The sequence below is a fragment of the Kurthia huakuii LAM0618 genome (assembly GCF_000505545.1).
Taxonomy (GTDB): Bacteria; Bacillota; Bacilli; order Bacillales_A; family Planococcaceae; genus Kurthia; species Kurthia huakuii.
This window is the reverse complement of sequence record NZ_AYTB01000012.1, coordinates 91,122-114,730: the sequence shown is the minus strand read 5'-3', so window position 1 is coordinate 114,730 and position 23,609 is coordinate 91,122. Positions and strand designations below refer to the sequence as shown.

Genomic DNA, 23,609 nt, shown 5'->3' with positions numbered 1-23,609 from the left:
CTTACATTGTGGAAAAGTCGGGCTTACATGTTGCTATGTCGGGGCTACGATGCGCATAAAAAAATTTAATTTTTTTTGAAACGTTGCTATATCAAGGATTAGAGCCTATTTTAAATGTCTTAAATTACTTATTAGTTTATTACTTTAGCGAATCTTAATTTTCTTTATTTTCAGAATACTAAAGGTATTATTGAGTCACAGATAACGAATCTGCGAATGAACGACATAAGGGGGATAAATTGATGACACAAGATTTACAAAACTATGAATCATTGAAACCGTTGTTTAACCCACAGTCTATTGCTATTTTAGGTGCTTCAGAAAGCCCGTATAAAATTGGCCATCTTCAAATTCGAGCATTAATCGATGGCAAGTTTGCTGGAGATATTATTCCAATTCATCGTACGGCAAAAGAAATTGCTGGTCTTACATGCTATCCAACATTAGCAGAGGTGCCAGGGGATGTTGATCTCGTCATCTTCTGTCTAGGCCTGGAACAAATTAAAGAAGGGCTTGAAGCATGTGCGGCGAAAAATGTCAAAGCGGCGATTATTTTTGCGTCAGGATTCTCAGAAGCTGGGGAATATGGCGAACAGTTGCAGCAAGAATTGGCACAATTAGCGAAAGAGCATGGCATTCGCATCGTTGGACCAAACTGTGTTGGACTCGTCAATACAGAAAATGGTTTAATCGGTACGTTTACACCATCATTTTTAACGGTACCACTTGATGGCAAGCGCGGCGTTGGGTACATTTCGCAAAGTGGCGCATTTGGCGTGTTAACGTATATGGCCGCTGCACAACATGGCATTAACTTCAATTATTTTGTCAGCACAGGCAATGAAATGGAATCAGGATTTGAAGATTTCATGGAATATATGGTGCACGATTCACAAACGAGTATTATTAGCGGTTATTTAGAAGGTGCTAAAAATCCTGAAAAATTGAAAACGTTATCAAAAGAAGCACTCGCAAAAAATAAACCTCTTTTATTAATGAAAACAGGCAAAAGCTCGGCTGGTAGTCGTGCAGCTGCTTCGCATACAGGTTCACTTGCAGGTTCAGATAAAATTTATGACGCCTTCTTTAAGCAGCATGGCATTATTCGCGCAGAAGATTTTGATGATGTCATCGGTTTTACGAAATTATTTAATCCCGACAAATTACCAAAAGGGAAAAATACCGTTATTATTACGAGCTCAGGTGGTCGTGGTATTAATGAAGCGGATCGTTGCGAGGCGCATGGCTTAAACATTATGGAGCTGTCACCAGAAACGCGCGCAGCAATTCAAACAAATTTACCAGATTATGCGAGTACGGCAAATCCTGTTGATTTAACAGCTGCAGCAAGCGTCTCCAATCCGGAATTTTATTTGGAGCCGTTAAAAGCTTTAGTAAATGACCCGGATGTACACAACATCATTTTCACAGATTTCCCGTTTGCGTGGGATGAAAACTCGCCACAACTGCAAGAGTTCATTGAGCTAAGTAATGCGAGTGATAAAGTTATTGCGTTGTTCCCGTTCCCATTAGAAGGTATGACGTACCCGAAAGCAACGGCTACATTAGTGAAAAATGGTATCGCCGTTGTGCCATGTAGTTTAAATCCAGTACGTGCGTTAACGAAATTAGTTGAATATAGCGAGGCATATCGTCGCTCACAAGTAACGGCACTAGCAGATTACAAGCAACCACATGCGGATTTAAGTGATTTACTTGTAGCGGGTGAAACATTGAGCGAAGCGCAGGCGAGTGCAGTGCTGTCACGTTACGAGATTCCGACAACAGAGCGCCGCATCGCGACAACGCTTGAAGAGGCGGTAACACATGCGACGGCCATTGGTTATCCGGTCGTGTTAAAAATCGATTCGCCAGACATTCCACATAAAACGGAAGCAGATGCCATTCGCTTGAATGTCCAAACACCAGAAGCGGTTAGTCAAGCGTATGCAGAGATTGTGAAAAATGCACAAGCGTACAATCCAAAGGCGCGCATTCATGGTGTGTCGGTGCAAGAAATGTTAGCGGAAGGCGTAGAAGTGATTATTGGCGCGCACAACGATGACACATTTGGCCCGGTGATTATGGCGGGACTTGGTGGTATTTTCGTTGAAGTGTTTAAAGATATCGCCTTCAAGGTAGCACCAATTAATCGTCAGGATGCGTTGAATATTATCGATGAATTACAAGGAAAAGCGATTTTACATGGTGCACGCGGAAAAGCACCTGTTGATAAAGAAGCAATTGTTGATGTGCTCTTAAAAGTTTCGGCACTCATTACCGATCACAAGGACCATATTCAAGAGCTGGATATTAATCCACTTGTTGTTTATGAAAAAGGTATTAAAGCAGCAGACGCGATGCTCGTAGTGAAAGAGCCACAAGCGATTCAACAAATGATGGAGGGATAGCGATGAGTGTAGCACATTTAATTGGGAAAGCGGGCAAGCCGTATACAGTTGAAGTGGAAAAGTGTCATATTCGTCAATTCGCGCAAGCGATTGGCGATACGAATCCACTTTATAGCGATGAAGAATTTGCGAAAAAAACCGTACATGGCGGTATTATTGCACCGCCGACATTTCCAATCGCCATGTCTGAAGAAAGCGATGAGGACTTAGATTTAGGACTCGAATATAGCCGTATGTTACACGGGGAACAGCGCTTCATTTATACGCGTCCAATTCGCCCAGGCGATGTCCTAACGTGTCAGTTAAAAGTGACCGATGTCTATGAGCGTGAAGGTAAAAATGGCACGATGGAATTTATCGTCATGGATACGGAAATGACGGATGCAGCTGGTGCGCATGTCGTGACAAGTCGTACAAATATTATTTATCGCTCGGTTTCGGCGAATGCCTAAGGAGGAATGACGATGCTAGAATTAGCGCAGTTGACAACAGGGCAGGAGCTTCCTGCTTATACAAAAGAGCCGGTGACGAAAGTACAGCTCGTAAAATATGCTGGCGCATCGGGCGATTTCAATCCACTTCATACCGATGATGCCTTTGCTCAAAAAATCGGCATGCCCGGTGTTATCGCACACGGCATGCTCATCATGGGCTTTTTAGGCGAATATGTCAATCATCTTGCAGGTGACCTCGCGATTGTCAAAGATTTCAGTATGCGCTTTGGTGCGATGACATTCCCAAAAGATACGATTACGTGCCGCGGCGTTATTAAGGAAACGTATGAACAACACGGTGCGCGCTTTGCGGTACTAACATTATATGCAGAAAAAGGTCCTGAAAAAGTCGTTGGTTCTGGCGAAGCAACGCTACAATTTTAAGTTGAAGGAGTGTTACGGATGAATCAAATTCGAGATAAATATGCCATCGTTGGTGTTGGTGAAAGTAAACGTTCAAAAAACTCAGGCACAACGCCGCTACATTTAGCACTAGATGCTGCACGTGCGGCGATTGCGGATGCTGGTATTGATGCAAAAGAAATCGATGGCTTCATGAGCTATTGTGAGAATGACTCATGCTCGCCACATCAACTCGCAACGTATTTAGGGGTACGCCCAAATTACGTGAAAGAGATTTTAGGCGGCGGTAGTAGTACGGAAATGCTGATTGCCGATGCAGTAGGTTTGATTGAAACAGGTCAAGCGAAAACGGTGCTTATTTATCGCTCGATGAATGGACGTTCTGGTGTCCGCATGGGTGGTGGCGGTTGGAGTAGTGATCTATTACAATCGGCGTTTGAAGGTGGCAGTCACATTATTCCATACGGTGCTGCGAGTCCAAGTCAATGGTTTGGTTTATTCGCAACACGCCATATGAAGCAAAATGGTTTAACGCAAGAACATTTAGGACATGTATGTACGAGCTTTTATGAGCACGCACAGCGCAATCCAAATGCATTCTTCTACGGCAAGCCACTAACGATGGAAGATTATTTAAAAACGGCACAGCTAAGTTCACCGTTTACGAAGCATGATTTCTGCTTAGAGTCAGACGAGGCGAATGCGATTATCGTGACAAGTGCCGAGCGGGCGAAAGATTGTCAGTCAAAACCGGCATATATTATGGGCATGGCGGCGCGTCGTGCAGTGTCACACGCGCATTATTGGAAAAATATCGACGAGGTCGCGTCAGACTATGTTGCAAAGCCACTTTATGAGGCGGCTGGTGTTGGCCCGCAAGATATTGATATCGCTTCAATTTACGACTGCTTTAGCTGGGTTGTACTGCGTCAATTAGAGGCATATGGTCTAGCACCAAAAGGCGAGGTTGGCGATTTTGTAGCCGCAGGGAATTTGAAAATCGATGGTCAATTGCCAACGAACTTAGCTGGTGGCATGTTATCAGAAGGTTATACACATGGCATGAACAACGTGCTTGAAATCGTCCGCCAAGTACGCGGTGAATATGAAGGTACGGAACGTCAGGCGAAAAAACATGATATTGCAATTTGTACAGGTTGGGCAGGTCCAGATATGGCCGGCGCGATGATTTTACGAAAATAGGGGGAGTTCACATGATTGAAGAAACAAAGGTAGAGTATGCGAAACCAATTCCATTAAAAACAATTGATAATGCACCGTACTGGGATGCGGCGGATCGTCACGAGCTTGTGCTTCAAAAATGTACGAGCTGCAATACCTATGCACATCCACCGGGTCCAGCATGTGCACACTGTGGTAGCCAAGAGCTTGTATGGGAAAATCAAGGCACCGATATTAGCGGCACGATTTATACGTATGTCGTATCGTATCGCCCATTTTTACCAGGCTTTGAAAACGATGTACCACTTGTGATTGCGGTTGTTGAACTGGACCATTTACCAGATGTTAAAATTATCGGCAATGTATTAGGAGCAACGGCTGAACAGCTTGATATCGGCACACCAGTGAAGATGGTGTGGCAAGACATTACAGAGGACCGCGCGTTGCCACAATGGACGCTCGCATAAGTTGAGGAGGGATTGCGATGGATTTTTCATACACAGTACAAGAAGAACAGTTTCGCCAAGAATTGCGTACATGGCTTGAAGAAAATTTACCGGAGGGCTGGTTAGAATCGCAACAGCTGCCAACAGAAGAGGCGGCGCTTGGGCAATTTTTACGCCAATGGCAAAAAACATTAGCAGATAGCCGCTGGGCAGCGATTGCTTGGCCCCAAAAACATGGTGGCCGCAATGCGACACTCATGGAAGAAATTATTTATCATCAAGAGATGGTGCGCGTGAAAGCACCGCCACTTGTTAACTATGTAGGCCTTCATATGGTTGGGCCGACATTGATGCAAATTGGGACGCCGGAGCAACAAGAAAAATACATTCCGAAAATTTTAACAGGGGAAGAAGTATGGTGCCAAGGTTATTCTGAGCCAAATGCGGGTTCAGATTTAGCGGCAGTGCAAACGACCGCTGTGAAAAAAGGCGATAAATGGATTATTAATGGTCAAAAAATTTGGACGAGCTTTGCGCACTTTGCGGATCGCTGCTTCCTTGTGGCCCGTACGAGCAAGGGCGAGAAAAAGCATCATGGCATTACATGTTTCTTGCTTGATATGAATCAGCCGGGCGTTGAAGTACGCCCGATTATTCAAATGAATGGGGAGCATGATTTCAACGAAGTGTATTTAACGGATGCCGTCGCGTATGATAGCGAAATTATCGGGCAAGTTGATGATGGCTGGCGCGTAACAATCGCCCTATTGATGCACGAACGTACCGGTATTGGTGCGCAAGTATTCTCACTTGAACAACAGTTTGCAGAGCTTGTTGAAGTAGCGCAAACGGTTACCGAAGATGATGCGCCACTGATTGCGAAGCCAGAAGTACGCAAACGCTTGCTTGATTTATATATGAATCAGCGCGGCTCATTATTGAACTATTATCGCAATTTGACGAAGCAGCTAAAAGTTGGGCATCCAGGTGTTGAAGGCTCAATGGATAAATTATTTGTGAGTGAAATGACGAAAAAATTGTTCTCAGAAGCTATTTCGATTCAAGGTCATGCAGGGATGCTGTGGGAAGAAGATGCTGTACAAGACCAAGGTTATTGGCAGAAAAATTACTTGTATTCATTCGGCCAAACGATTGGTGGCGGTACGAGTGAAATTCAAAAAAATACGATTGCGGAGCGCATCTTAGGCTTGCCAAAAGATGTCGGTCGCTAGAAGGGTTGGTGAAGGTCAATGGATTTCTCATTAAATGAAGAGCAAGAAATGTTTCGTAAGTTTGTGCGTAAATACCTGAATGACCAAGAGCAAACGAAAGTAGCGCGCGACTATATTGCAGGGGATGTCGAAGCGGTCAAGCAAGCAGTTGCAGGTGTCAATGAGCTTGGCTGTATGATGGTCAACATTCCAGATGATTATGACGGTATGGGGCTTGGTAAACTCGATCTTGTACCGATTATGGAAGAGTTCGGTCGTACATTAATGCCCGGCGTCTTTTTAGAAACGAGTGCCTTTGCGGTACCGATCATTGAGCAGTTTGCTACAACAGAGCAGAAGCAACATTATTTATCTGAAGTAGCAAGCGGGGAAAAGGCATTTACGGTTGCTTGGCTCGAGCCGAAACGTAGTTATACAGAAAAAGGAATTCAGCTCGTTGCAACACTCGAACAAGAGCAATTTACGCTAAATGGTGTGAAAACGCAAGTAGCCGATGTTGCACTTGCACAGTACTTCATCGTTCCCGTGCGCGTAAACGATGAAGTGAGCATTGTGATTGTCGATAAGGATACGCCAGGCCTGACAATAACAGCTCAAAAAGGATTTGATGAAACACGTCAATTATCAAATGTCCTGTTTGATGATGTACAAGTGCCACTGAACGCATTGATTGGACCACTTGGAGATGGTTGGGGAATCCTTCAAGAAGGTTTATTATCGTACAATGCGGCTGTCTCATCGGTTTGCGTTGGCGCGATGGAAAAAATCGTTGAAGTGGCAAGTGAATACGCATGTATCCGCGAGCAGTTTGGTCAAGCAATTGGCCGCTATCAAGCGATTAAACACCGCTTAGCTGATATGAAGTTATCGCTTGAAACAGCGCGTTCGCTGTCATACTATGCAAACTGGGCACTTGAAACAACATCAGAGGATCGTGTTGAAGCGATTTGTAGCGCACGTATTTTTGCAACACAAGCATTTGTCGACATTGCGGCGCACAATATTCAAATTCATGGTGGTATTGGTTTCACTGAAGAAATTGATTGTCACTTATTTGTAAAACGTTCGCGATTCTATGAAAATTATTTAGGAACACAAGCACAATACTACGACCGTGCAATTGCTGCGCTTGGTTGGGATGCCACTGCTACAGCCACAGAAAATGAAAATTTACTGATTTCTTAAAAAATAGTTGGTTACTATTTGGAATGGGACTTCTTTTAGCATTTGTTAGTGTATAGGACATTGCTAAGAGAAGTTTTTTGTATGGAAAATCTTAACTCGAGGTGAAGTCGATGTTCAAAACAAATCGTACAGTTGAATCGATGTCATATAAACAAAAAGTACTACTCGTCGCAGGAATTTTCTTATGTATGGAATTAGGAATGATGGTATCTATTGAGTTTTCAATTGCCTTGCCAAGCATTATTACCGATATTGGTGGCGCACAATTTTATGCACTTGTTTTTACTGTAAATATGGCTGTTTCTGCGATTGTTACGCCATTTGTCGGGAAATTAAGTGACATTTATGGCAGGCGTCAAATTTTAATTATTGGTATTTTAATTATTTTAGTGTCAGAAGTCATTACGCCGATGATGGTATCAAATATTTATCATTTAATGATTTTTAGAGGTATCCAAGGAATTGGTGGCGCGACGACAGCTGTTGTTGCATTAATTGTCATTAGTGATATTTTTGATATTGATAATCGTGCGAAATTTTTAGGGTTTTATGGCTCGTTAAATGCGTTAACGGCTATTATTGCACCGACAGTTGGTGGTATTTTCGTACAATACTTCTCATGGCATTGGGTGTTCTACTCAATTGCCCCAGTCGGTATTATTGGCTTAATTATCGTGTTAAAATTGATGCCAAATATTCCGAAAGCTGAACACGCAAAAATGGATTATTTAGGCGCAACGATTTTGTCGGTCGCGATTTTAGCGTTAGTCGGTTTAACATCATTTGGCAGTCCAACTGTGACACCTGTATTATTAATCGTGCTAGGTGTGAGCTTAATAAGCTTTATTTTAGTGCAAAAGAAAGCGGCCGATCCGTTGATTCCGCTACGTTTGTTTAAACATCGTATTTTTACGATTTGTATTGTCGCAAGTATGGCATCGATGTTTGCTGCGACAGGATTGATTTATTTTTTACCGTTATTTTTACAAAATATTCACGGTTTCTCACCAACTGAAACAGGTGTTTTCATGACAGAACGCGGGATTACGTCCTTTATTTTTGCTGCAATAAGTGGTTTTGTTGTTGCAAAATTAAAAGATTTTAAAATGGTCGCCATTGTCGCCATGTTGATTTTTGCGGGCGTGATTTTCTCGTTAACATTCTTTACTGTATCAGCGCCAACGATTGTGCTTACCGTTATTTTCCTTGTGTGGGGGAGTACAAGTGGTGTGTTAATTTCCATTTTCCATACAGGTATTCAAATGAATTTACCTACGAAGGATATTAGTGTGGCGATGAGTGTTATGCAATTAGCTGTAAGTATGGGTGCGCTATTAGCTACGTCACTATTAGGAATGTTTGTCCAAACAGAAAACTTGAGTCAAGGGTTTAGCTATTTACTGTATACGTGTTTAGCAGTCGTTGTCGTGACGCTCATTGCTTTTATTTTAATTGTGCCAAAAAGCAAAAAAGTCATTGTTCCTGTAGCAGAAATAGAGAAAAATATTTCAGAGGGATAAGCTTAGATTTAAAAAGCAGGAATCGCATCGTTATGCGGTTTCTGCTTTTTTCAATCGTCCATTTTCAAAGGGGATTTTAAGATATTAATTTTCTGAATTTTTATTTTTAGTAGTCAAATGAAAAAATTAATGCTACAATCAAGGCCATAAATGAATACATCCTTCGGGGTAGGGTGCAATTCCCAATCGGCGGTTATAGCCCGCGAGCTTTCGAGCAGGATTCGGTGAAATTCCGAGGCCGACAGTATAGTCTGGATGAGAGAAGGATTCGATGCATGACGATAGTGGCGCAGTAGCGTTTCATTATGGTTTATTTGATGCACCGTAAATTTGCAAACCCCGCTTGGTATAGTACCTAGACGGGATTTTTTTATTTCAAAACTACATAGCAATTCTTCGGGGTAGGGTGCAATTCCCAATCGGCGGTTATAGTCCGCGAGCTTTCGAGCAGGATCTGGTGGAATTCCAGGGCCGACAGTATAGTCTGGATGAGAGAAGAATGCGCAGAAAAAGTGTACCATTGTACGCTTATTTGTTGACGCATAAATGAAGGGACCCCGCTAGTACGTGAGGTCCCTTTTTACATGCCCAAAAGTTTGTTCGTAGTATCCCTCTATTCATTTATCCGAAAAAACTAATTGCGTTAGTTTAGAAAGGAGAATGAAACTGTGTTTACAGGAATTATCGAAGAAGTTGGAACAGTAAAAAAAATCACTCGGCAGCAACACGCACTTGCATTAACGATTGCCGCAAAAAAAGTGCTTGAAGATGTGCAGCTTGGTGATAGTATCGCCGTCAATGGCGTATGCTTAACGGTTACGGACTTTACAACAACCACTTTTACAGCAGATGTTATGCCGGAAACGTTTCAAGCAACGAGCCTTGCAAAATTAGCATCAGGTGATGGTGTCAATTTAGAACGTGCAATGTTAGCAACGAGCCGCTTCGGTGGTCATATTGTGTCGGGGCATGTTGATGGTACAGCGACCATTGCAAAAAAGCGTACGGTGTCAAATGCTGTATATATCGACTTGCGACTAGATGCGTCATTGACACGTTATTGCATTAAAAAAGGGTCGATTACAATCGATGGTACGAGCTTAACGATTTTTGATGTCCGCGAACAAGGAATTACTGTATCACTTATTCCGCATACGTATGCAGAAACGATTTTTAGCAAAAAGCGAAAAGGCGAAGTCGTCAACATCGAAACGGATGTTATTGCGAAATACGTTGAAAAGCTAACGGCTAAACAACCGCCATTAACGCGCGACTTTTTAGCGCAACATGGCTATTAGGAGGGAACTGACATGCTACATACAATTGATGAAGCACTTGAACAGTTAAAGCAAGGAAAAATGATTATTGTTGTTGATGATGAGGATCGCGAAAATGAAGGTGATTTTGTCGCATTAGCCGATTATGTGACACCGGATACGATTAACGCGATGGCAACGTATGGTAAGGGGTTGATTTGTACACCGATTTCAGCGGCGATTGCACAAAAATTAGCACTTGCGCCAATGGTGACAAACAATACCGATAATCATGGAACTGCTTTTACGGTAAGTATTGATTATAAAGAAACAGATACAGGCATTAGTGCATTTGAACGTGCACTGACGATTGAAAAATTAATTACGAGCGATGAGCCGGCAGATTTCCGCAGACCAGGTCATATTTTCCCGTTGATTGCCAAAGATGGTGGTGTGCTAGAACGCCGTGGTCATACAGAAGCTGCGGTCGAACTTGCGAAGCTTGCGGGTGTCAAAGAAGCGGGTATTATTTGTGAAATTATGAGCGCCGATGGTCATATGGCACGCTTGCCAGAGCTAGAGCGCATTTCACGAATGATGAACTGTCCATTAATTTCTATTGAACAATTAGTAGCGTATGTACAACAACAAAAGGAGCTGGTTACACATGGGTAAAACAATTGAAGCACAATTAGTAGGTACAGGATTAAAAATTGGAATCGTCGTTGGACGTTTTAACGAATTCATTAACGCAAAATTAGTCGATGGTGCAACAGATGGATTATTACGTCACGGTGTAGAAGAAGCGAATATTGATACAGTATGGGTGCCAGGAGCTTTTGAAGTACCATTTATCGCCAAGAAATTAGCGGAAAAAGGAGAATACGATGCTGTAATCGGTTTAGGTACGGTCATTCGTGGCTCAACAACGCATTATGATTATGTGTGCAATGAAGCAGCAAAAGGCATTGCACAAGTAGGTTTGCAAACAGGGGTGCCAGTAATTTTTGGTATCGTGACAACAGAATCAATCGAACAGGCAATTGAACGTTCAGGAACAAAAGCGGGCAATAAAGGTTATGACGCAGCAGTATCAGCAATTGAAATGGCTAATTTAACGGCGTTACTAAAATAAATAGTTCTTTTGTACCTTCATATAATTGTATTTAATTAATAAATTATACTTAAAAGAATGATTTTTTGAATTGTGACATATGGTATAATTTATATATAAACATTTACAATTAAATGATTTTGGGGGTTAAAAAATGGCATTTTTTTCACGCCATAAAAAAGAACAACAACAAGTCACATTAGATGCGCAGCTGGCAGAGGAACGTAGCAATGTTAGTATCTCAGCTACATTGCAACAATCGATGCAGCACCAAATGGCGATGGTGCAATTAACAATTGATGATTTAGCTATCTTACGTGTGATGCGTCCAGCATTGCAACGAAATTTGGAATCTATTGTTGAAAAGTTTTATGAAAATTTAGCAAAAGAATCGTCACTTGGTCAAATTATCGAAAAACATAGTTCTGTTTCGCGTTTAAGTGCGACATTACGCAAACATATTAGTGAAATGTTTGATGGTGTCATTGATGAAATGTATTTACAAAAGCGTTACAAGATTGCAGAAGTTCATGCACGTATTGGTTTAGCGCCGAAATGGTATATGAGTGCGTTTCAAGATTTACTGAATGGTTTTTTTGTTATCGTAGCGCATACTGATTTTACGCAACGAGAGCAATATCGTATTATTATGGCCATTTCAAAAATTTTAAATTTAGAACAACAAATTGTTTTAGAATCTTATGAAGAACAACATCAACGCCAGTTGCAACAAGAAAATGTGCAAAAGGATCAGATGATGCATGAGATTTTGGCGAATAGTAATGAAGTAGGGCAAATTGTATCTACAACAAATGAAGAATTACAAGCGATGGGTGGCGTGTTGCAAAATTTAACCGACTTATCGCAAGACAATGTTGAAATTAGTAATCAACTTGCACAAACAACGATTGTTGAACAACAACGCGTCCAAAAAACAGGGCATGATGGGCAAGTATTACTTGAAACAATGAGCCAAATTCAGCAGCAAGTCGATGAACTTTCTACATTAAATGAGCAGATGACAACGATTGCAAAATTGATTACGTCGATTGCCGATCAAACGAATTTACTCGCACTCAATGCGTCAATTGAAGCGGCGCGTGCTGGTGAGCAAGGCAAAGGTTTTGCCGTCGTTGCTGATGAAGTACGCAAATTAGCGGAAAATACGAAGCAGTCTGTTGATGAAGTAAGTACGATTTTACATGTGTCACAACAAAAGACGCAAACGATTGTTGCAACGTCAGATACGTTACGCCAACAAATCGATGTCTCTACTGACGAAATGAAAAAGGTAGAGCAGGCGTTTGCAATGATGAATAGTACGATGCAACATTTGAAAGATAGTAATCATCGCTTTAATCAAGATGTTGTACAAATTAATTCATCGATGCAAACGATCCGCCGTAGTAGCGATGATATTTTACAAGCGTCTACGCAGTTAAGCCAGTTTTCATAATAGTGCCTATTTATAATAGAAGAAACTCAGAAGAACGGTAGTGGAGTGTGCATGTTTGTGTAGGGATTAAGAACCTTTTCAATAGTAATCTGTTGAAAAGGTTTTTTTGAATGGTTAATGCCTCAACGTGTTCTGTTATGTAAAAATTTTTCCTTCATGTATAATAGAAACAACATCGAATGAAGTGGAGGTAGTCATATGGAATTTTATTCGTTACAATATTTACTTGAAAATACAGAAGTTTGCTTGATGAACCGTGAGAGCGGGGACAAGTACGATACGTGGTCGACTGAGGTGGAAATTGATTTAACGAGCTTAGGTATTCAAACAGAGCACTTTGAAATTACGCAGTTTGATATCGATATCGTACATAATAAGGAGCGCGACACGACGTTTTTTATTAATGCGACGCCATATGGCACCGATGATTACGAAATTTACTTATGGTTTAATGATGTGTTAGGGCCACGCCTAATGGATATGTTTTTGCGGACGATTCATGAATTTGTACGCGAAAAACGTAGTCTCGCTGAATCTTTTATGAGCGATGATGATTGGACAAATGACTAAGCAGAGGGTGGCTTCGGCCGCTCTTTTTTTTGTGCTATAATAAATGCAATGACACCGTAGCAACAATCGGCATTAATTTAAATATACGGAGGAAAACACATGACCAACCCATTTTTAACAGTAGCGAATGTGCGCTTAATCGAACAGCAAGTGAAGAAAATTTTAAGCGCGAAATCGTCATCGAAAGATCCGGAAGTATTGAATGCGGTAAAAGGTCTTGCAGTTGCTGAAATAAAAGAGAAATTACCGAATGCAACAGCAGAAATTTTACATGCAATTAGCAATATTTCAGATCGTACGGATGCAGAGCTTTTTAAAGAGAGCTTAAAGAGATATACGATACCTTTTAAAACAATTTCGGAAAAAGGCTTACAAAAGCTATTTCGCAAAGATAAAAAATTAAAATTGCCGAAGCTAGAAATGGTTGATTGGCATAGCATTAGCTATTTATCATGGCTTGACTCAGGCACGCATCGCCAATATATCGTTATTGAAAAAGACGGTGCCTTTGTGGCGTTACGCGGCGTATCACAACCACAATATGCTACAAAAGGTATTTGTGCGATTTGTAATCAGCACGGGGCGGTTCACTTATTTACAGCAACCGTAAAAGGCAATGCAGATATGTATACATCATATAGTAATTATATTTGTGATGACGTGGAAACATGCAATGCGCACGTGACGGATTACGAGAAATTAGAAGCTTTTGTGGCGCGCAATTTAGTGTAGAAAGTAGGACCTTGTTATGAAAGAAAACACGACATGGCTGCATATTCGAGCAAGCATTACGTTTGTAGCGCTTATTTGTTTAGCGCTCTTTATCGCGATGGTCGCCGTTTCAAACGAGCCAGTTGTTATTGACGTCAGTACGGCTAAATACATTATTTTCGGATTGTTATTTTTCTTTTTGATTGAGTGTATTCGCTTTGCAATGCGTTTTTATTATAACGTTCAACGTAAATGGCTAATGATTATCGGTGGTGTTTTTTTCGCCGCATGGTTAATTGTTACGTTTATTTGGGACGTATAAAGTGAGAGGTAGGATTGGATTCCTAACCTCTTTTTTTATTTCTTTTGAAGAAAAAGACCTTAATCTTAAACTATCTCTATATTGATATAAAAATATTGTATTATAAGCTACTCCTAATGGCTTATTCTAAATTTTAGCTAAATAACATAGAATTAATTGTATAAAGTTGTTTAGACGTAGATTTTTGATGGAAAAGGAATGATAGCTTGTTTAAAATTGAATTTATTGAGGAAGGCATCTCCATTCGAAAAGTTATTTTGAAAAACTTAAAAACAAGTACAGAAGAAATTTGTTACGACCATACGATGCTGTTAAGTTTTCATCATTTTCGTTTTATGAAAATCGGAGAAACGTATCGCTTTAATCGGTATGTATGGATTGGCACGCAGCAATTTTGTGAAATTGCCAATTTCAAAGGAGATATTTATTACATAGAAAATTTTTATATGAAAAATTGTAACAAGTTTATTCATTTTCAATGGGCACGTAAAGATTTAATTCAAGTAGGGGAGATGATTCATCCAATTCTCAGCTGATTCAAGCATTCTAAACACGCACTTGAAATCGTGGTATAGTGGAAGAAAGGGGGCGTTTAAGCATGAAACAACTCTATATAAAGCAAAAAATGTTTAGCTTAAGTGGAAAGTTTTCTGTAACAGATGCAGCTCAGCAAGATGAATATTTTGTAGAAGGTAGCTTTCTACAGGTACCAAAAACGTTTACAATTTTTGATAAAGAGCGCAATGAAGTCGCACATATTACGAAGAAAATATTTAGCTTGTTACCAAAGTTTTTCGTCGAAGTGGACGGACGAGAAATTTTAACGATTAAAAAGGAGCTGTCGCTATTTAAGGGGCGGTATACGATTGAACATGCCGAAATTGAGATGCGCGGAGATTGGTGGGATATGGACTTTTCGGTCTATCATCAACATCAATTAATTGGCGATGTGCATAAAAAATGGTTTAGTTGGGGCGATCAGTACGAGGTGACGGTGCGTGAGGAAGCGTTTGAAACGATTTTAATTGCACTTGTTGTGGCGATTGATTGTGTCAAATCATCTGAAGCGGCTGCCGCAAGTTCATAGCCATGAAAAAAGGAGAAGCACACGAAAGTCGCTTCTCCTTTTTGTTAGACAAATTTATACATTAAAATATCGTCGATGTATTGGTCATCGTCAATTTTAAATTCTTTTACTTTGCGTCCTTCGACGGTAAAGCCAGCTTTTTTATACAGTTCAACGGCTGGTTCATTAATCGAAAAGACGCTGAGCGAAACTTTTTCAATTAATGGATTTTCACGCGCCCATTTAAGTAGCCGTTTTAATAGTTTGGAGCCAATGCCTTGCTGACGATAGTCTTCATCAACCATCATAAAAAATGTACCGGTATGCTGTAGCAGAACGCGGCGAGGTGATTGGAAGTAAAGCCAGCCAACTACTTTTTCATGCTCTTCAGCGACAAAAATAACTTCGCGTTCGTTTGTTTGCTTATCTTCAATCCAAGCAATTTGTTGTTCGAGTGAACGATTAAATTCTTCTAGTCTTGTGACAAAATAATAAGGTTCTTGTAATATTTTTCGGTGAAGCGCAAGCATTTCAGGTGCATCCGCCACCGTAGCTAAACGAATGGTCATTTTAACAACCCCCTTGTTGGATTTTATTATACAGACAATTGCCTCGAATAACTATCGGAAAATTCGGGTAACTAATAGCATACGCTGTAAAAGGAGAGGATCTTTGTGAATACTTCAGAACTTTTAGCGCGAAATGCAAGGAAATTTGCAACGCGTGATGCGATAATTTGTGAAAATAAGCGTATCACGTATGCACAATTAGATGCTTATGTAGAAAATTTAGCACATGGCTTACATGATTTAGAAATCGGTTATCGGGACCCGGTCGTATTGTTCATGCCAAACTCGATTGAATTAGCGATTAGTTATTTTGCGATTCAGCGTGTTGGCGGCATTGTTATTCCAGTGAGTACTCATTCAACAAAATATGAAGTGGAGCGTATTTTGGCGCATAGTAAAGCGAAGGCACTTATCGTTCATGATGTACTATACCCAATTGTCGGGGAAATTAATAATGTTATTTGCTTGAAAACAGGTGACGAGGCTGGGGATTTTTTAAGTATGCGCTATTTAATGTCGCACGATACCGAAAAAACGCCATTTGAATTGACGTTAAAAGAGGATGATTTAGCATCGATTGTTTACACTTCTGGAACAACGGATGAAGCAAAAGGAGTATTATACAATTATCGTAATTTACTCGCAGTTGCCAATATGGCGGTTGTGGAGTTAGAAATGAAACCGGAAAGTAAAGTGCTCATTTTGATGTCGATGAGCCATTCAGCACCGCTTCATCTGTTTTTCCTCGGCGCGATGCTTGTCGGTGCTACCGTTGTGACAGCACCAGATTATTCGATTGAATCGCTACTTGAACTCGTACAACATGAGCGCACGACGCATTTTTTTGGTACGCCACTCATGTATCATGCGTTAGCGCGCTCAGAGAAGCTTCCTTATACTGATATTTCAACGATGATTTGGTGGGCATACGGTGCTGCACCAATGTCAAAAGCGGAAGTGGACACGGTATTAGAAGCACTCGGCACACAACGGTTAGTATGTATATATGGTTTAACAGAAACAGGCCCTAGTGGCTCAATTTTATTGCCAGAACAGCATGACCGCGGTGCAGGTAGCATTGGTAAGCGCGCGATGTTTGGAACGGAACTACGCATTATGAATGAACATGGCAACGAGGCGGCAGTAGATGAAATTGGCGAAATTTATATAACAGGGGAAGGCATTATGCAAGGCTATATTGATAATGAACTTGAGACGCAAGCAGTGCTACAGCATGGCTGGATGCATACTGGAGACTTAGCGAAGCGCGATGAGCATGGCTTTATTTGGCTTGTAGATCGCACAAAAGATATTATCATTACTGGTGGACAAATTGTCTATCCGCGTGAAACGGAGGAGTTACTAAATCGCATTGATGGCGTGCATGAAACCGCGGTCATTGGTGTGCCACATCCGGAGTTTGGCGAAATTGTCAAAGCTTATTATGTTAGCGATGAGGGCATTGATGCAGAAACATTAGGCAATTTTGCGAATGAGTTTTTAGCAACGTATAAAGTTCCACGTCGTTATGAACGGATAGATGTTTTACCACGAAATGCATCGGGTAAAATTTTAAAACAAGTGCTGCGTGAGCGACAGTAGAGAGAGGGATATGTATGAAGTGGTGGGTTCCGGCGATTTTAATGTATGTATTGATTTGTATGATTGGCTTATTTCTACCAGCTTCAGAAGGGTATGACGTATGGTCATGGAAGTTGTTAGTCGTACAAATATATGCCATTCCAATTTCATTATTCGTGTTAGCTTTTAATTATTGGAATTATAGAAAAAAAACGATACGTTAAAAAGAGAAATTGCGCTGATGCGTAGTTTCTCTTTTTGAATTATAGGAGTGAGTACAAATAATGAAAAAGAAAGAACGTCTGTATTTTAAATTAAATGAAGATGACATTTTGAGTATTGTAAAAGATTATTTAACCAATGAAGTGCCATTTCAAGATGGGCATAGCTCGCTTTTTTCATTTTATTGAGGATGATGAAGGAATTAAAGTAATCGCTGTTTTTAGCGACATAGAGGGTAGGCTAGCAGATGTTGATTTCGTAAAAATTGATAAGGGTATGGCGTTTAATAGTCCGTACACTTCTAATCAAAAGAAATTTTTCTTTGATAGAAATGATAAGGAAAAAGATAGTGTCAAGTGAAAGGATGATGTGAAATTAGAAATCGAATACTTTTCCAAAAGTTATTATGACGAGAAAAAGCCGACAGCGGGTGGATTTTTCCCATTCCCACACTTCATACAGCCTTCATTGGTTGAATATGAACAGTAAAAAGCAGCTATGCGGGCATCTGAAATCCTGCATAGCTGCTTTTTTGTTGCACGTTGTTATTAATAGATCGTCTCAAATTCGATTTCAAGAAGTTGCACAAGCATTTCAAATGTTACGTTTTCTAAATCGTATTCTTGTTCCAAAAGGGTTCTCCTTTACGGTTGTGCCGTTAACTGCTTATCTTTCCGACCATGGAGCATCATATAAAGTACGAGCGTCATGACAATTAAAACAGCTAACCCACTATACAGCGCGCCAAAGCCGACAAGTGGTTCAATGAAACCGAGGATGTACGGACCAAAGCCTAATCCTGCATCTAAAGCGATGAAAAATGTTGACGTTGCAAGTCCAGCGCGCGCACTTGGCGTTACTTTTAGCGCAATGGCTTGTGCGCCTGATTGCAGATTACCATAGCCGGCACCAATAATCGCAGCAGCGACTAATAGTAAAATACTCGAATGGGTCACGCTCAGTAGCGCAAGACCTGCCGCAAAAAGAAGAAAGCAAGGCACCATAATCGCATTTGCGCCCTTCGTATCCATTAGACGGCCACTAAATGGGCGCGTGACTAAAATCGCTACGGCATATACTAAGAAGAAGAAACTTGCAGCAGCGACGAGATCACGTTCTTCGGCAAAAAAGCTAATAAATGACAAAATCGCTGCGTAGCCAAGTGACATTAAAAAGGTCACAATGGCAATGGGAATCGCATTCGGTTCAATATATTGTTTCAAGCTGAATTTTGTTTTTGACGTTTTTGTAAAGGGCATTTTTAGCGCTTTCACCGTTAACCCAATCATCAAGGCGATGACTGCTAAAATGACGCAAAATAAGAAAATGACGTTGTAGGACACAAGGCGGCCAAGCATAATGCCTAAAAAGGGTCCAATCGCTGTACCAAGTGTCGTACTCATACTAAAATAGCCGATGCCTTCTGCTTTACGTGCTGATGGAATAATTTGTGCGATAATCGTACTCGTTGCCGTAGAAGCAATGCCGGCCGCAACCCCATTGATTAAACGGAAAATAAGTAGCATCGTGATGCCGCCACTATGAACGAAATATAGCGCAGTCGTGACGATAAAAGCGGTTAGGCCAATCATCATCATTTTTTTGGCGCCGACATTGTTAATGACACGCCCCGAAAATAATCGCCCGACAAGTGTACCAACGATATAAATCCCCGTTGCTAGCCCGGCTTGACTTGTTGTTGCATCATATTCATTTTTAGCAAATGAGGCAATGGTAACCATTAGTAAATAAAAAATTAAAATGACGATAAAATTTATTAGCGATACGATTATAAAATCTTTCGTCCATAGCTTGTCTTTAGAATGACTCACTATTTATCCCCGGCTCTCTTTAATAAGTTTTGTTGTATTTGATTGAGCGTTTCAATGAATAATTGCTGATGCTCCGTAGGAATATCTTTCATTGATTCTAGTTCAAATTGATCGACATATGTACGAACTTCAGCATACATCGCGCGACCTTCATTCGTAATCAGTAAATGTTTTTTACGCTTATCTTCAGTAGAAGGTTCAACGCGTGCATAGCCCATCGCCACTAAATTTTTCATAATACGCGTGACATTCGGTTTTTCAATCGCTAATAATTTTGCGATTTCCGCCGATGTGAGCTGCTCATCCATTATTAAATAATAAAGCACAGACCAATCAGAGCGATGAATCCCTTGTTGTTCTAAAATGGCATTGAGCTGTGCTTCGAATGTGCGGTTGGTTAACACGAGCTCATGGTAAAGTGTTTGAAACATATGCATTGGATCACCTCGTTAAAAATTAGTTAATGATGTTAACTATTTTTAAATGATAAAAGATAAAAAAATGTTTGTCAATAGAAGTTGGCTTGCAGGGGGGGTTAGTTAAAATAGCAATCATTAAAACGGTGCATTCATTTTTTGATAAGTACTATACGGGGGTATATTAATATTTTTTATAAAATGATAAAATGATAAAATATTGATTTAAAAACATTTATTAAAAAATAATTAAAAATTAAATCAAAATACTTTACATACCTATATAGGGTATGATAAATTACAGTCAAGCAAGATAGCAAGCACATCACATAAGCACGATCATTTACATACCCCCTTTAGGTATGCTACACTAAAGGTGTAAATAACAGAAGGAGGATGAGACACATGGAAGAAACAACATCCTGTCGAAAAAGCCACCATCCGGAGAAAGTAAAAAAAGATTTAACAGTGCGCCTGAATCGTGTCGAAGGGCAAATTCGTGGAATCAAACGTATGATTGACGAAGATACTTATTGCGATGATGTGATTACGCAACTTGCGGCAACACAATCTGCATTAAATAGCGTGGCAAAAATTTTATTAGAGGGTCATTTAAAAGGCTGTGTTGTTGACCGCTTAAATGACGGTGACGACGAAGTATTAGATGAACTGCTCGTCACGTTCCAAAAATTAATGCGAAAATAGGAGGAATTTCAAATGGAAAATGTAACATTAACTGTACAAGGCATGTCATGTAGTCACTGTGTAAAAGCAGTAGAAGGTAGCGTAGGCGAGTTAAACGGTGTCGATACTGTAAAGGTAAATTTAGAAGCAGGTCAAGTGGACGTAGCCTTTGATTCTTCAAAAGTAACCGTTGATACGATTAAAGAAACAATCGACGACCAAGGTTATGACGTTGTTTAAATAACATGCTTAGGAGAGACAGCTCTCCTTTTTATTTTCAAAAATATATACCCCTTATAGGTATGAGGAAGGTGAGAAATCATGACTCAAAATTTAAAAGAAAGTAATCTTCAAATTTCAGGTATGACGTGTGCATCTTGTGCGACACGTATTGAAAAAGGCTTGAAGAAAATGGACGGTGTGGAAGATGCGAATGTCAATTTAGCAATTGAGCGTTCTACAGTGCATTATGATCCTGAGAAAATATCGGAAGAAGATTTTGAAAAGAAAATTGAAGCGCTTGGCTATGGCGTTGTAAAAGAAAAGCAAGAATTTGATATTACCGGTATGACATGTGCTGCTTGTTCGGCGCGTATCGAAAAAGTGCTCAATAAAATGGACGGCGTATCTATAGCGAACGTCAATTTAGCACTCGAACGAGCGACAGTCGAGTTTAATCCGAGTAAAGTTTCAGTAGCCGACATTATCGCACGCGTTGAAAAAGTAGGGTATGGTGCTCATAAGCATGAGGACGAGGCACCGGTCGATTATCGCGAGCAAGCGATTAAAAAACAACAATGGAAATTTATCGCAGCAGCCATTTTATCATTACCGCTTCTCTGGACGATGGTTGGGCACTTCTCGTTTACACAGTGGATGTATGTGCCCGATTTATTTATGAATCCGTGGTTCCAATTTGTCCTTGCATCGATTGTACAACTTGCGATTGGTTATCAATTTTACGTAGGAGCGTATAAAGCGCTGCGAAACGGTAGTGCGAATATGGATGTGCTCGTGGCACTCGGTACATCAGCCGCATACTTCTACAGTGTGTATGAAGTGTTAACAATGCATGGTAATCATATGCCACATTTATATTTTGAAACAAGTGCCGTATTAATTACACTGATTTTACTCGGTAAATTATTTGAGGCAAAAGCAAAAGGACGTTCATCAGAAGCGATTAAAAAATTGATGGGCTTACAAGCAAAAACAGCGATGGTCGTACGTGACGGTGCGGAACTTGAAGTACCGCTTGAAGAAGTTGTTGTAGGTGATGTCATTGTCGTACGCCCTGGTGAAAAAATACCTGTTGATGGGCAAGTAGTCGAAGGCACAACCGCCATTGATGAATCGATGTTAACGGGTGAAAGCATGCCGGTTGATAAAAAACAAGGCGATGACTTATTCGGTGCGACCATTAATAAAAACGGCGCCATTAAAATGACGGCGACAAAAGTGGGCCGTGACACAGCGCTCGCACAAATTATTAAAGTAGTCGAAGATGCACAAGGCACAAAAGCGCCGATTCAACGTTTAGCTGATAAAATTTCAGGTGTGTTCGTTCCGATTGTTGTTGGGATTGCGGTACTGACATTTGTCGTCTGGTATTTCTTCGTACAACCAGGTGATTTTGTCCAAGCATTAGAAGTCTTAATTGCCGTACTTGTTATTGCTTGTCCATGTGCGCTCGGTTTAGCAACACCAACATCGATTATGGCAGGCTCTGGTCGCGCTGCTGAATACGGTATTTTATTCAAAGGCGGCGAATATTTAGAACAAACCGGTGATATCGATACAGTCGTTGTCGATAAAACAGGCACTGTCACAAACGGGGAACCGGTGTTAACAGACGTTATCACAACGATTAATGAACAAGAATTTTTAGCGTATGTTGCAAGTGCGGAACGCCAATCTGAACATCCACTGGCGCAGTCCATTGTACGTGGTGTCAAAGAACGCGGCATTGCACTTTATGAGTCACAGTACTTTGAAGCTGTACCGGGTTACGGTGTACAATCGACAATCAATGCGAAAGCAACGGTTGTTGGGACTGTGAAATTAATGGAACAGTATGGCATTGATGTCACTGCGGCACTTCATGAAAAACAAGCATTGGAACAACAAGGGAAAACTGCGATGCTCGTAGCAATCGATGGTCAATACGCAGGGCTTATTGCCGTATCGGATACGGTGAAAGATACGTCAAAAGAAGCGGTAGCGCGCTTGCATGACATGGGCATTGACGTGATTATGATGACCGGTGACAATGAAGCAACCGCGCAAGCTATTGCGAAAGAAGTTGGCATCAAACATGTGATTGCAGGTGTGTTACCAGAAGGCAAGGCAAGCGAAGTAGAAAAATTACAACAGCAACAGAAAAAAGTAGCGATGGTCGGCGATGGTATTAACGATGCACCAGCTCTTGCGACAGCCGACATTGGTATGGCGATTGGGACAGGTACAGATATTGCGATGGAAGCGGCTGATATTACATTAATCCGCGGCGACCTAAACAGTATTGCCGATGCCATCTTAATGAGTAAAAAAACGATGACCAATATTAAACAAAATTTATTTTGGGCATTCGGTTATAACACATTAGGCATTCCGATTGCAGCGCTTGGTTTATTAGCTCCTTGGGTGGCAGGCGCAGCGATGGCCTTTAGTTCCGTATCCGTTGTGTTAAATGCACTTCGTTTACAACGAGTTAAATTAAAATAACGTTTTAAGAGGCTATCCTTATGTAGCCTCTTTTTATTTTTCTAAAATAATGCTATACTAATGACGTGATTTTAGGTCCTTGTAGCTCAGTAGGATAGAGCAACTCCCTCCTAAGGAGTAGGTCGCAGGTTCGATTCCTGTCAAGGACGTTAGCATTGAAACAAAAACTTTCAACATGCCCTTATGTAGCAAAGGTTTGAAGCACGTTTAATTAATAAATCAAATAGAACTAGTTCTAAAATTGAATTTATTG

Annotated in this window: 26 protein-coding genes, 1 tRNA gene and 2 riboswitches; of the genes, 24 read left to right on the top strand and 3 right to left on the bottom strand. The window is 40.7% G+C overall.

The window, feature by feature from the left end; genetic code table 11:
* The first annotated feature begins 242 nt into the window (after positions 1-242).
* The 17 genes from V514_RS0109555 to V514_RS18980 all read left to right on the top strand — a co-directional run bounded on the left by V514_RS0109555 (position 243) and on the right by V514_RS18980 (position 15,349).
* Positions 243-2,411, top strand: coding sequence for an acetate--CoA ligase family protein (locus tag V514_RS0109555; RefSeq protein WP_029499730.1), 2,169 nt, complete (start codon positions 243-245; stop codon positions 2,409-2,411).
* A gap of 2 nt (positions 2,412-2,413) precedes the next feature.
* Positions 2,414-2,863 (top strand): MaoC family dehydratase N-terminal domain-containing protein, encoded by a 450-nt coding sequence (locus V514_RS0109550; protein WP_029499729.1) that lies wholly within the window; start codon positions 2,414-2,416, stop codon positions 2,861-2,863.
* A 12-nt stretch (positions 2,864-2,875) separates the two neighbouring features.
* Complete coding sequence (locus V514_RS0109545) at positions 2,876-3,289, top strand: MaoC/PaaZ C-terminal domain-containing protein (protein WP_029499728.1); 414 nt, start codon at positions 2,876-2,878, stop codon at positions 3,287-3,289.
* An 18-nt stretch (positions 3,290-3,307) separates the two neighbouring features.
* Positions 3,308-4,471, top strand: coding sequence for a thiolase C-terminal domain-containing protein (locus V514_RS0109540; protein WP_029499727.1), 1,164 nt, complete (start codon positions 3,308-3,310; stop codon positions 4,469-4,471).
* An 11-nt stretch (positions 4,472-4,482) separates the two neighbouring features.
* Positions 4,483-4,917, top strand: a complete 435-nt coding sequence (locus V514_RS0109535) for a Zn-ribbon domain-containing OB-fold protein (RefSeq protein WP_029499726.1) — start codon at positions 4,483-4,485, stop codon at positions 4,915-4,917.
* Between the two features lie 17 nt (positions 4,918-4,934).
* Positions 4,935-6,128 (top strand): acyl-CoA dehydrogenase family protein, encoded by a 1,194-nt coding sequence (locus V514_RS0109530; protein WP_029499725.1) that lies wholly within the window; start codon positions 4,935-4,937, stop codon positions 6,126-6,128.
* A gap of 18 nt (positions 6,129-6,146) precedes the next feature.
* On the top strand, positions 6,147-7,313 hold the full coding sequence (locus tag V514_RS0109525) for an acyl-CoA dehydrogenase family protein (RefSeq protein ID WP_029499724.1): 1,167 nt from the start codon (positions 6,147-6,149) through the stop codon (positions 7,311-7,313).
* A 110-nt stretch (positions 7,314-7,423) separates the two neighbouring features.
* The gene (locus V514_RS0109520) at positions 7,424-8,833 is read left to right on the top strand and encodes an MFS transporter (RefSeq protein ID WP_029499723.1); all 1,410 of its coding nucleotides are present in this window, start codon (positions 7,424-7,426) and stop codon (positions 8,831-8,833) included.
* Between the two features lie 155 nt (positions 8,834-8,988).
* Positions 8,989-9,104, top strand: a riboswitch (FMN riboswitch).
* A 117-nt stretch (positions 9,105-9,221) separates the two neighbouring features.
* A riboswitch (FMN riboswitch) is annotated at positions 9,222-9,337 on the top strand.
* Between the two features lie 164 nt (positions 9,338-9,501).
* Positions 9,502-10,131: a riboflavin synthase gene (ribE, locus tag V514_RS0109515; RefSeq protein WP_029499722.1), complete on the top strand. Its 630-nt coding sequence runs from the start codon at positions 9,502-9,504 to the stop codon at positions 10,129-10,131.
* Between the two features lie 12 nt (positions 10,132-10,143).
* Positions 10,144-10,764, top strand: coding sequence for a 3,4-dihydroxy-2-butanone-4-phosphate synthase (ribB, locus tag V514_RS0109510; RefSeq protein WP_029499721.1), 621 nt, complete (start codon positions 10,144-10,146; stop codon positions 10,762-10,764).
* Complete coding sequence (gene ribH, locus V514_RS0109505; RefSeq protein ID WP_029499720.1) at positions 10,757-11,224, top strand: 6,7-dimethyl-8-ribityllumazine synthase; 468 nt, start codon at positions 10,757-10,759, stop codon at positions 11,222-11,224. The genes ribB and ribH overlap by 8 nt, the downstream gene beginning before the upstream one ends.
* A gap of 133 nt (positions 11,225-11,357) precedes the next feature.
* The gene (locus V514_RS0109500; RefSeq protein WP_029499719.1) at positions 11,358-12,659 is read left to right on the top strand and encodes a globin-coupled sensor protein; all 1,302 of its coding nucleotides are present in this window, start codon (positions 11,358-11,360) and stop codon (positions 12,657-12,659) included.
* Positions 12,660-12,857: 198 nt separating this feature from the next.
* Positions 12,858-13,229 (top strand): hypothetical protein, encoded by a 372-nt coding sequence (locus tag V514_RS0109495; RefSeq protein WP_029499718.1) that lies wholly within the window; start codon positions 12,858-12,860, stop codon positions 13,227-13,229.
* Between the two features lie 99 nt (positions 13,230-13,328).
* A complete protein-coding gene (locus V514_RS0109490; protein WP_029499717.1) occupies positions 13,329-13,961 on the top strand; it encodes a FusB/FusC family EF-G-binding protein in 633 nt (210 codons plus the stop codon).
* A 16-nt stretch (positions 13,962-13,977) separates the two neighbouring features.
* Complete coding sequence (locus V514_RS0109485; protein WP_029499716.1) at positions 13,978-14,262, top strand: hypothetical protein; 285 nt, start codon at positions 13,978-13,980, stop codon at positions 14,260-14,262.
* 206 nt (positions 14,263-14,468) lie between these two features.
* Positions 14,469-14,798 carry a hypothetical protein gene (locus V514_RS0109480; protein WP_029499715.1) on the top strand — a complete coding sequence of 110 codons (330 nt, stop codon included), beginning with the start codon at positions 14,469-14,471 and terminating at the stop codon, positions 14,796-14,798.
* A 62-nt stretch (positions 14,799-14,860) separates the two neighbouring features.
* Positions 14,861-15,349 (top strand): LURP-one-related/scramblase family protein, encoded by a 489-nt coding sequence (locus V514_RS18980; RefSeq protein ID WP_035944581.1) that lies wholly within the window; start codon positions 14,861-14,863, stop codon positions 15,347-15,349.
* A gap of 44 nt (positions 15,350-15,393) precedes the next feature.
* On the opposite strand, the gene V514_RS0109470 is transcribed toward V514_RS18980, so the two are convergent.
* Positions 15,394-15,897 (bottom strand): GNAT family N-acetyltransferase, encoded by a 504-nt coding sequence (locus tag V514_RS0109470; protein WP_029499714.1) that lies wholly within the window; start codon positions 15,895-15,897, stop codon positions 15,394-15,396.
* A 105-nt stretch (positions 15,898-16,002) separates the two neighbouring features.
* Between V514_RS0109470 and V514_RS0109465 the strand changes: the two genes are divergently transcribed.
* From V514_RS0109465 to V514_RS0109450, 3 genes are all read left to right on the top strand, one after another.
* Positions 16,003-17,499 (top strand): class I adenylate-forming enzyme family protein, encoded by a 1,497-nt coding sequence (locus V514_RS0109465; RefSeq protein WP_029499713.1) that lies wholly within the window; start codon positions 16,003-16,005, stop codon positions 17,497-17,499.
* 14 nt (positions 17,500-17,513) lie between these two features.
* On the top strand, positions 17,514-17,702 hold the full coding sequence (locus V514_RS0109460) for a DUF4017 family protein (protein WP_029499712.1): 189 nt from the start codon (positions 17,514-17,516) through the stop codon (positions 17,700-17,702).
* Between the two features lie 154 nt (positions 17,703-17,856).
* Entirely contained in the window at positions 17,857-18,060 is a 204-nt protein-coding gene (locus V514_RS0109450) for a hypothetical protein (RefSeq protein WP_029499711.1), read from the top strand.
* A gap of 284 nt (positions 18,061-18,344) precedes the next feature.
* Here the strand turns inward: V514_RS0109450 and V514_RS0109440 are convergent, their stop codons facing one another.
* Positions 18,345-19,532 (bottom strand): MFS transporter, encoded by a 1,188-nt coding sequence (locus V514_RS0109440; RefSeq protein ID WP_029499710.1) that lies wholly within the window; start codon positions 19,530-19,532, stop codon positions 18,345-18,347.
* A complete protein-coding gene (locus V514_RS0109435; protein ID WP_029499709.1) occupies positions 19,532-19,969 on the bottom strand; it encodes a MarR family winged helix-turn-helix transcriptional regulator in 438 nt (145 codons plus the stop codon). The genes V514_RS0109440 and V514_RS0109435 overlap by 1 nt, the downstream gene beginning before the upstream one ends.
* 384 nt (positions 19,970-20,353) lie before the next feature.
* On the opposite strand from V514_RS0109435, the gene V514_RS0109430 reads away from it, so the two are divergent.
* From V514_RS0109430 to V514_RS0109415, 4 genes are all read left to right on the top strand, one after another.
* Positions 20,354-20,653: a metal-sensitive transcriptional regulator gene (locus V514_RS0109430; protein ID WP_029499708.1), complete on the top strand. Its 300-nt coding sequence runs from the start codon at positions 20,354-20,356 to the stop codon at positions 20,651-20,653.
* A 12-nt stretch (positions 20,654-20,665) separates the two neighbouring features.
* Positions 20,666-20,872: a copper chaperone CopZ gene (copZ, locus tag V514_RS0109425; RefSeq protein WP_029499707.1), complete on the top strand. Its 207-nt coding sequence runs from the start codon at positions 20,666-20,668 to the stop codon at positions 20,870-20,872.
* Between the two features lie 81 nt (positions 20,873-20,953).
* Positions 20,954-23,356: a heavy metal translocating P-type ATPase gene (locus tag V514_RS0109420; protein WP_029499706.1), complete on the top strand. Its 2,403-nt coding sequence runs from the start codon at positions 20,954-20,956 to the stop codon at positions 23,354-23,356.
* 75 nt (positions 23,357-23,431) lie between these two features.
* Positions 23,432-23,505 (top strand) — tRNA-Arg (locus V514_RS0109415).
* Positions 23,506-23,609 lie beyond the last annotated feature (104 nt).

Coding starts and splice junctions, on each gene's coding strand:
- V514_RS0109430 (WP_029499708.1), top strand. CDS start 20,354: ATGGAAGAAACAACATCCTGTCGAAAAAGCCACCATCCGGAGAAAGTA.
- V514_RS0109460 (WP_029499712.1), top strand. CDS start 17,514: ATGAAGTGGTGGGTTCCGGCGATTTTAATGTATGTATTGATTTGTATG.
- ribB (WP_029499721.1), top strand. CDS start 10,144: ATGCTACATACAATTGATGAAGCACTTGAACAGTTAAAGCAAGGAAAA.
- V514_RS18980 (WP_035944581.1), top strand. CDS start 14,861: ATGAAACAACTCTATATAAAGCAAAAAATGTTTAGCTTAAGTGGAAAG.
- copZ (WP_029499707.1), top strand. CDS start 20,666: ATGGAAAATGTAACATTAACTGTACAAGGCATGTCATGTAGTCACTGT.
- V514_RS0109450 (WP_029499711.1), top strand. CDS start 17,857: ATGGGCATAGCTCGCTTTTTTCATTTTATTGAGGATGATGAAGGAATT.
- V514_RS0109470 (WP_029499714.1), bottom strand. CDS start 15,897: ATGACCATTCGTTTAGCTACGGTGGCGGATGCACCTGAAATGCTTGCG.
- V514_RS0109535 (WP_029499726.1), top strand. CDS start 4,483: ATGATTGAAGAAACAAAGGTAGAGTATGCGAAACCAATTCCATTAAAA.
- V514_RS0109525 (WP_029499724.1), top strand. CDS start 6,147: ATGGATTTCTCATTAAATGAAGAGCAAGAAATGTTTCGTAAGTTTGTG.
- V514_RS0109500 (WP_029499719.1), top strand. CDS start 11,358: ATGGCATTTTTTTCACGCCATAAAAAAGAACAACAACAAGTCACATTA.
- V514_RS0109530 (WP_029499725.1), top strand. CDS start 4,935: ATGGATTTTTCATACACAGTACAAGAAGAACAGTTTCGCCAAGAATTG.
- V514_RS0109420 (WP_029499706.1), top strand. CDS start 20,954: ATGACTCAAAATTTAAAAGAAAGTAATCTTCAAATTTCAGGTATGACG.
- ribH (WP_029499720.1), top strand. CDS start 10,757: ATGGGTAAAACAATTGAAGCACAATTAGTAGGTACAGGATTAAAAATT.
- V514_RS0109435 (WP_029499709.1), bottom strand. CDS start 19,969: ATGCATATGTTTCAAACACTTTACCATGAGCTCGTGTTAACCAACCGC.
- V514_RS0109550 (WP_029499729.1), top strand. CDS start 2,414: ATGAGTGTAGCACATTTAATTGGGAAAGCGGGCAAGCCGTATACAGTT.
- V514_RS0109540 (WP_029499727.1), top strand. CDS start 3,308: ATGAATCAAATTCGAGATAAATATGCCATCGTTGGTGTTGGTGAAAGT.
- V514_RS0109520 (WP_029499723.1), top strand. CDS start 7,424: ATGTTCAAAACAAATCGTACAGTTGAATCGATGTCATATAAACAAAAA.
- V514_RS0109545 (WP_029499728.1), top strand. CDS start 2,876: ATGCTAGAATTAGCGCAGTTGACAACAGGGCAGGAGCTTCCTGCTTAT.
- V514_RS0109555 (WP_029499730.1), top strand. CDS start 243: ATGACACAAGATTTACAAAACTATGAATCATTGAAACCGTTGTTTAAC.
- V514_RS0109490 (WP_029499717.1), top strand. CDS start 13,329: ATGACCAACCCATTTTTAACAGTAGCGAATGTGCGCTTAATCGAACAG.
- V514_RS0109495 (WP_029499718.1), top strand. CDS start 12,858: ATGGAATTTTATTCGTTACAATATTTACTTGAAAATACAGAAGTTTGC.
- V514_RS0109485 (WP_029499716.1), top strand. CDS start 13,978: ATGAAAGAAAACACGACATGGCTGCATATTCGAGCAAGCATTACGTTT.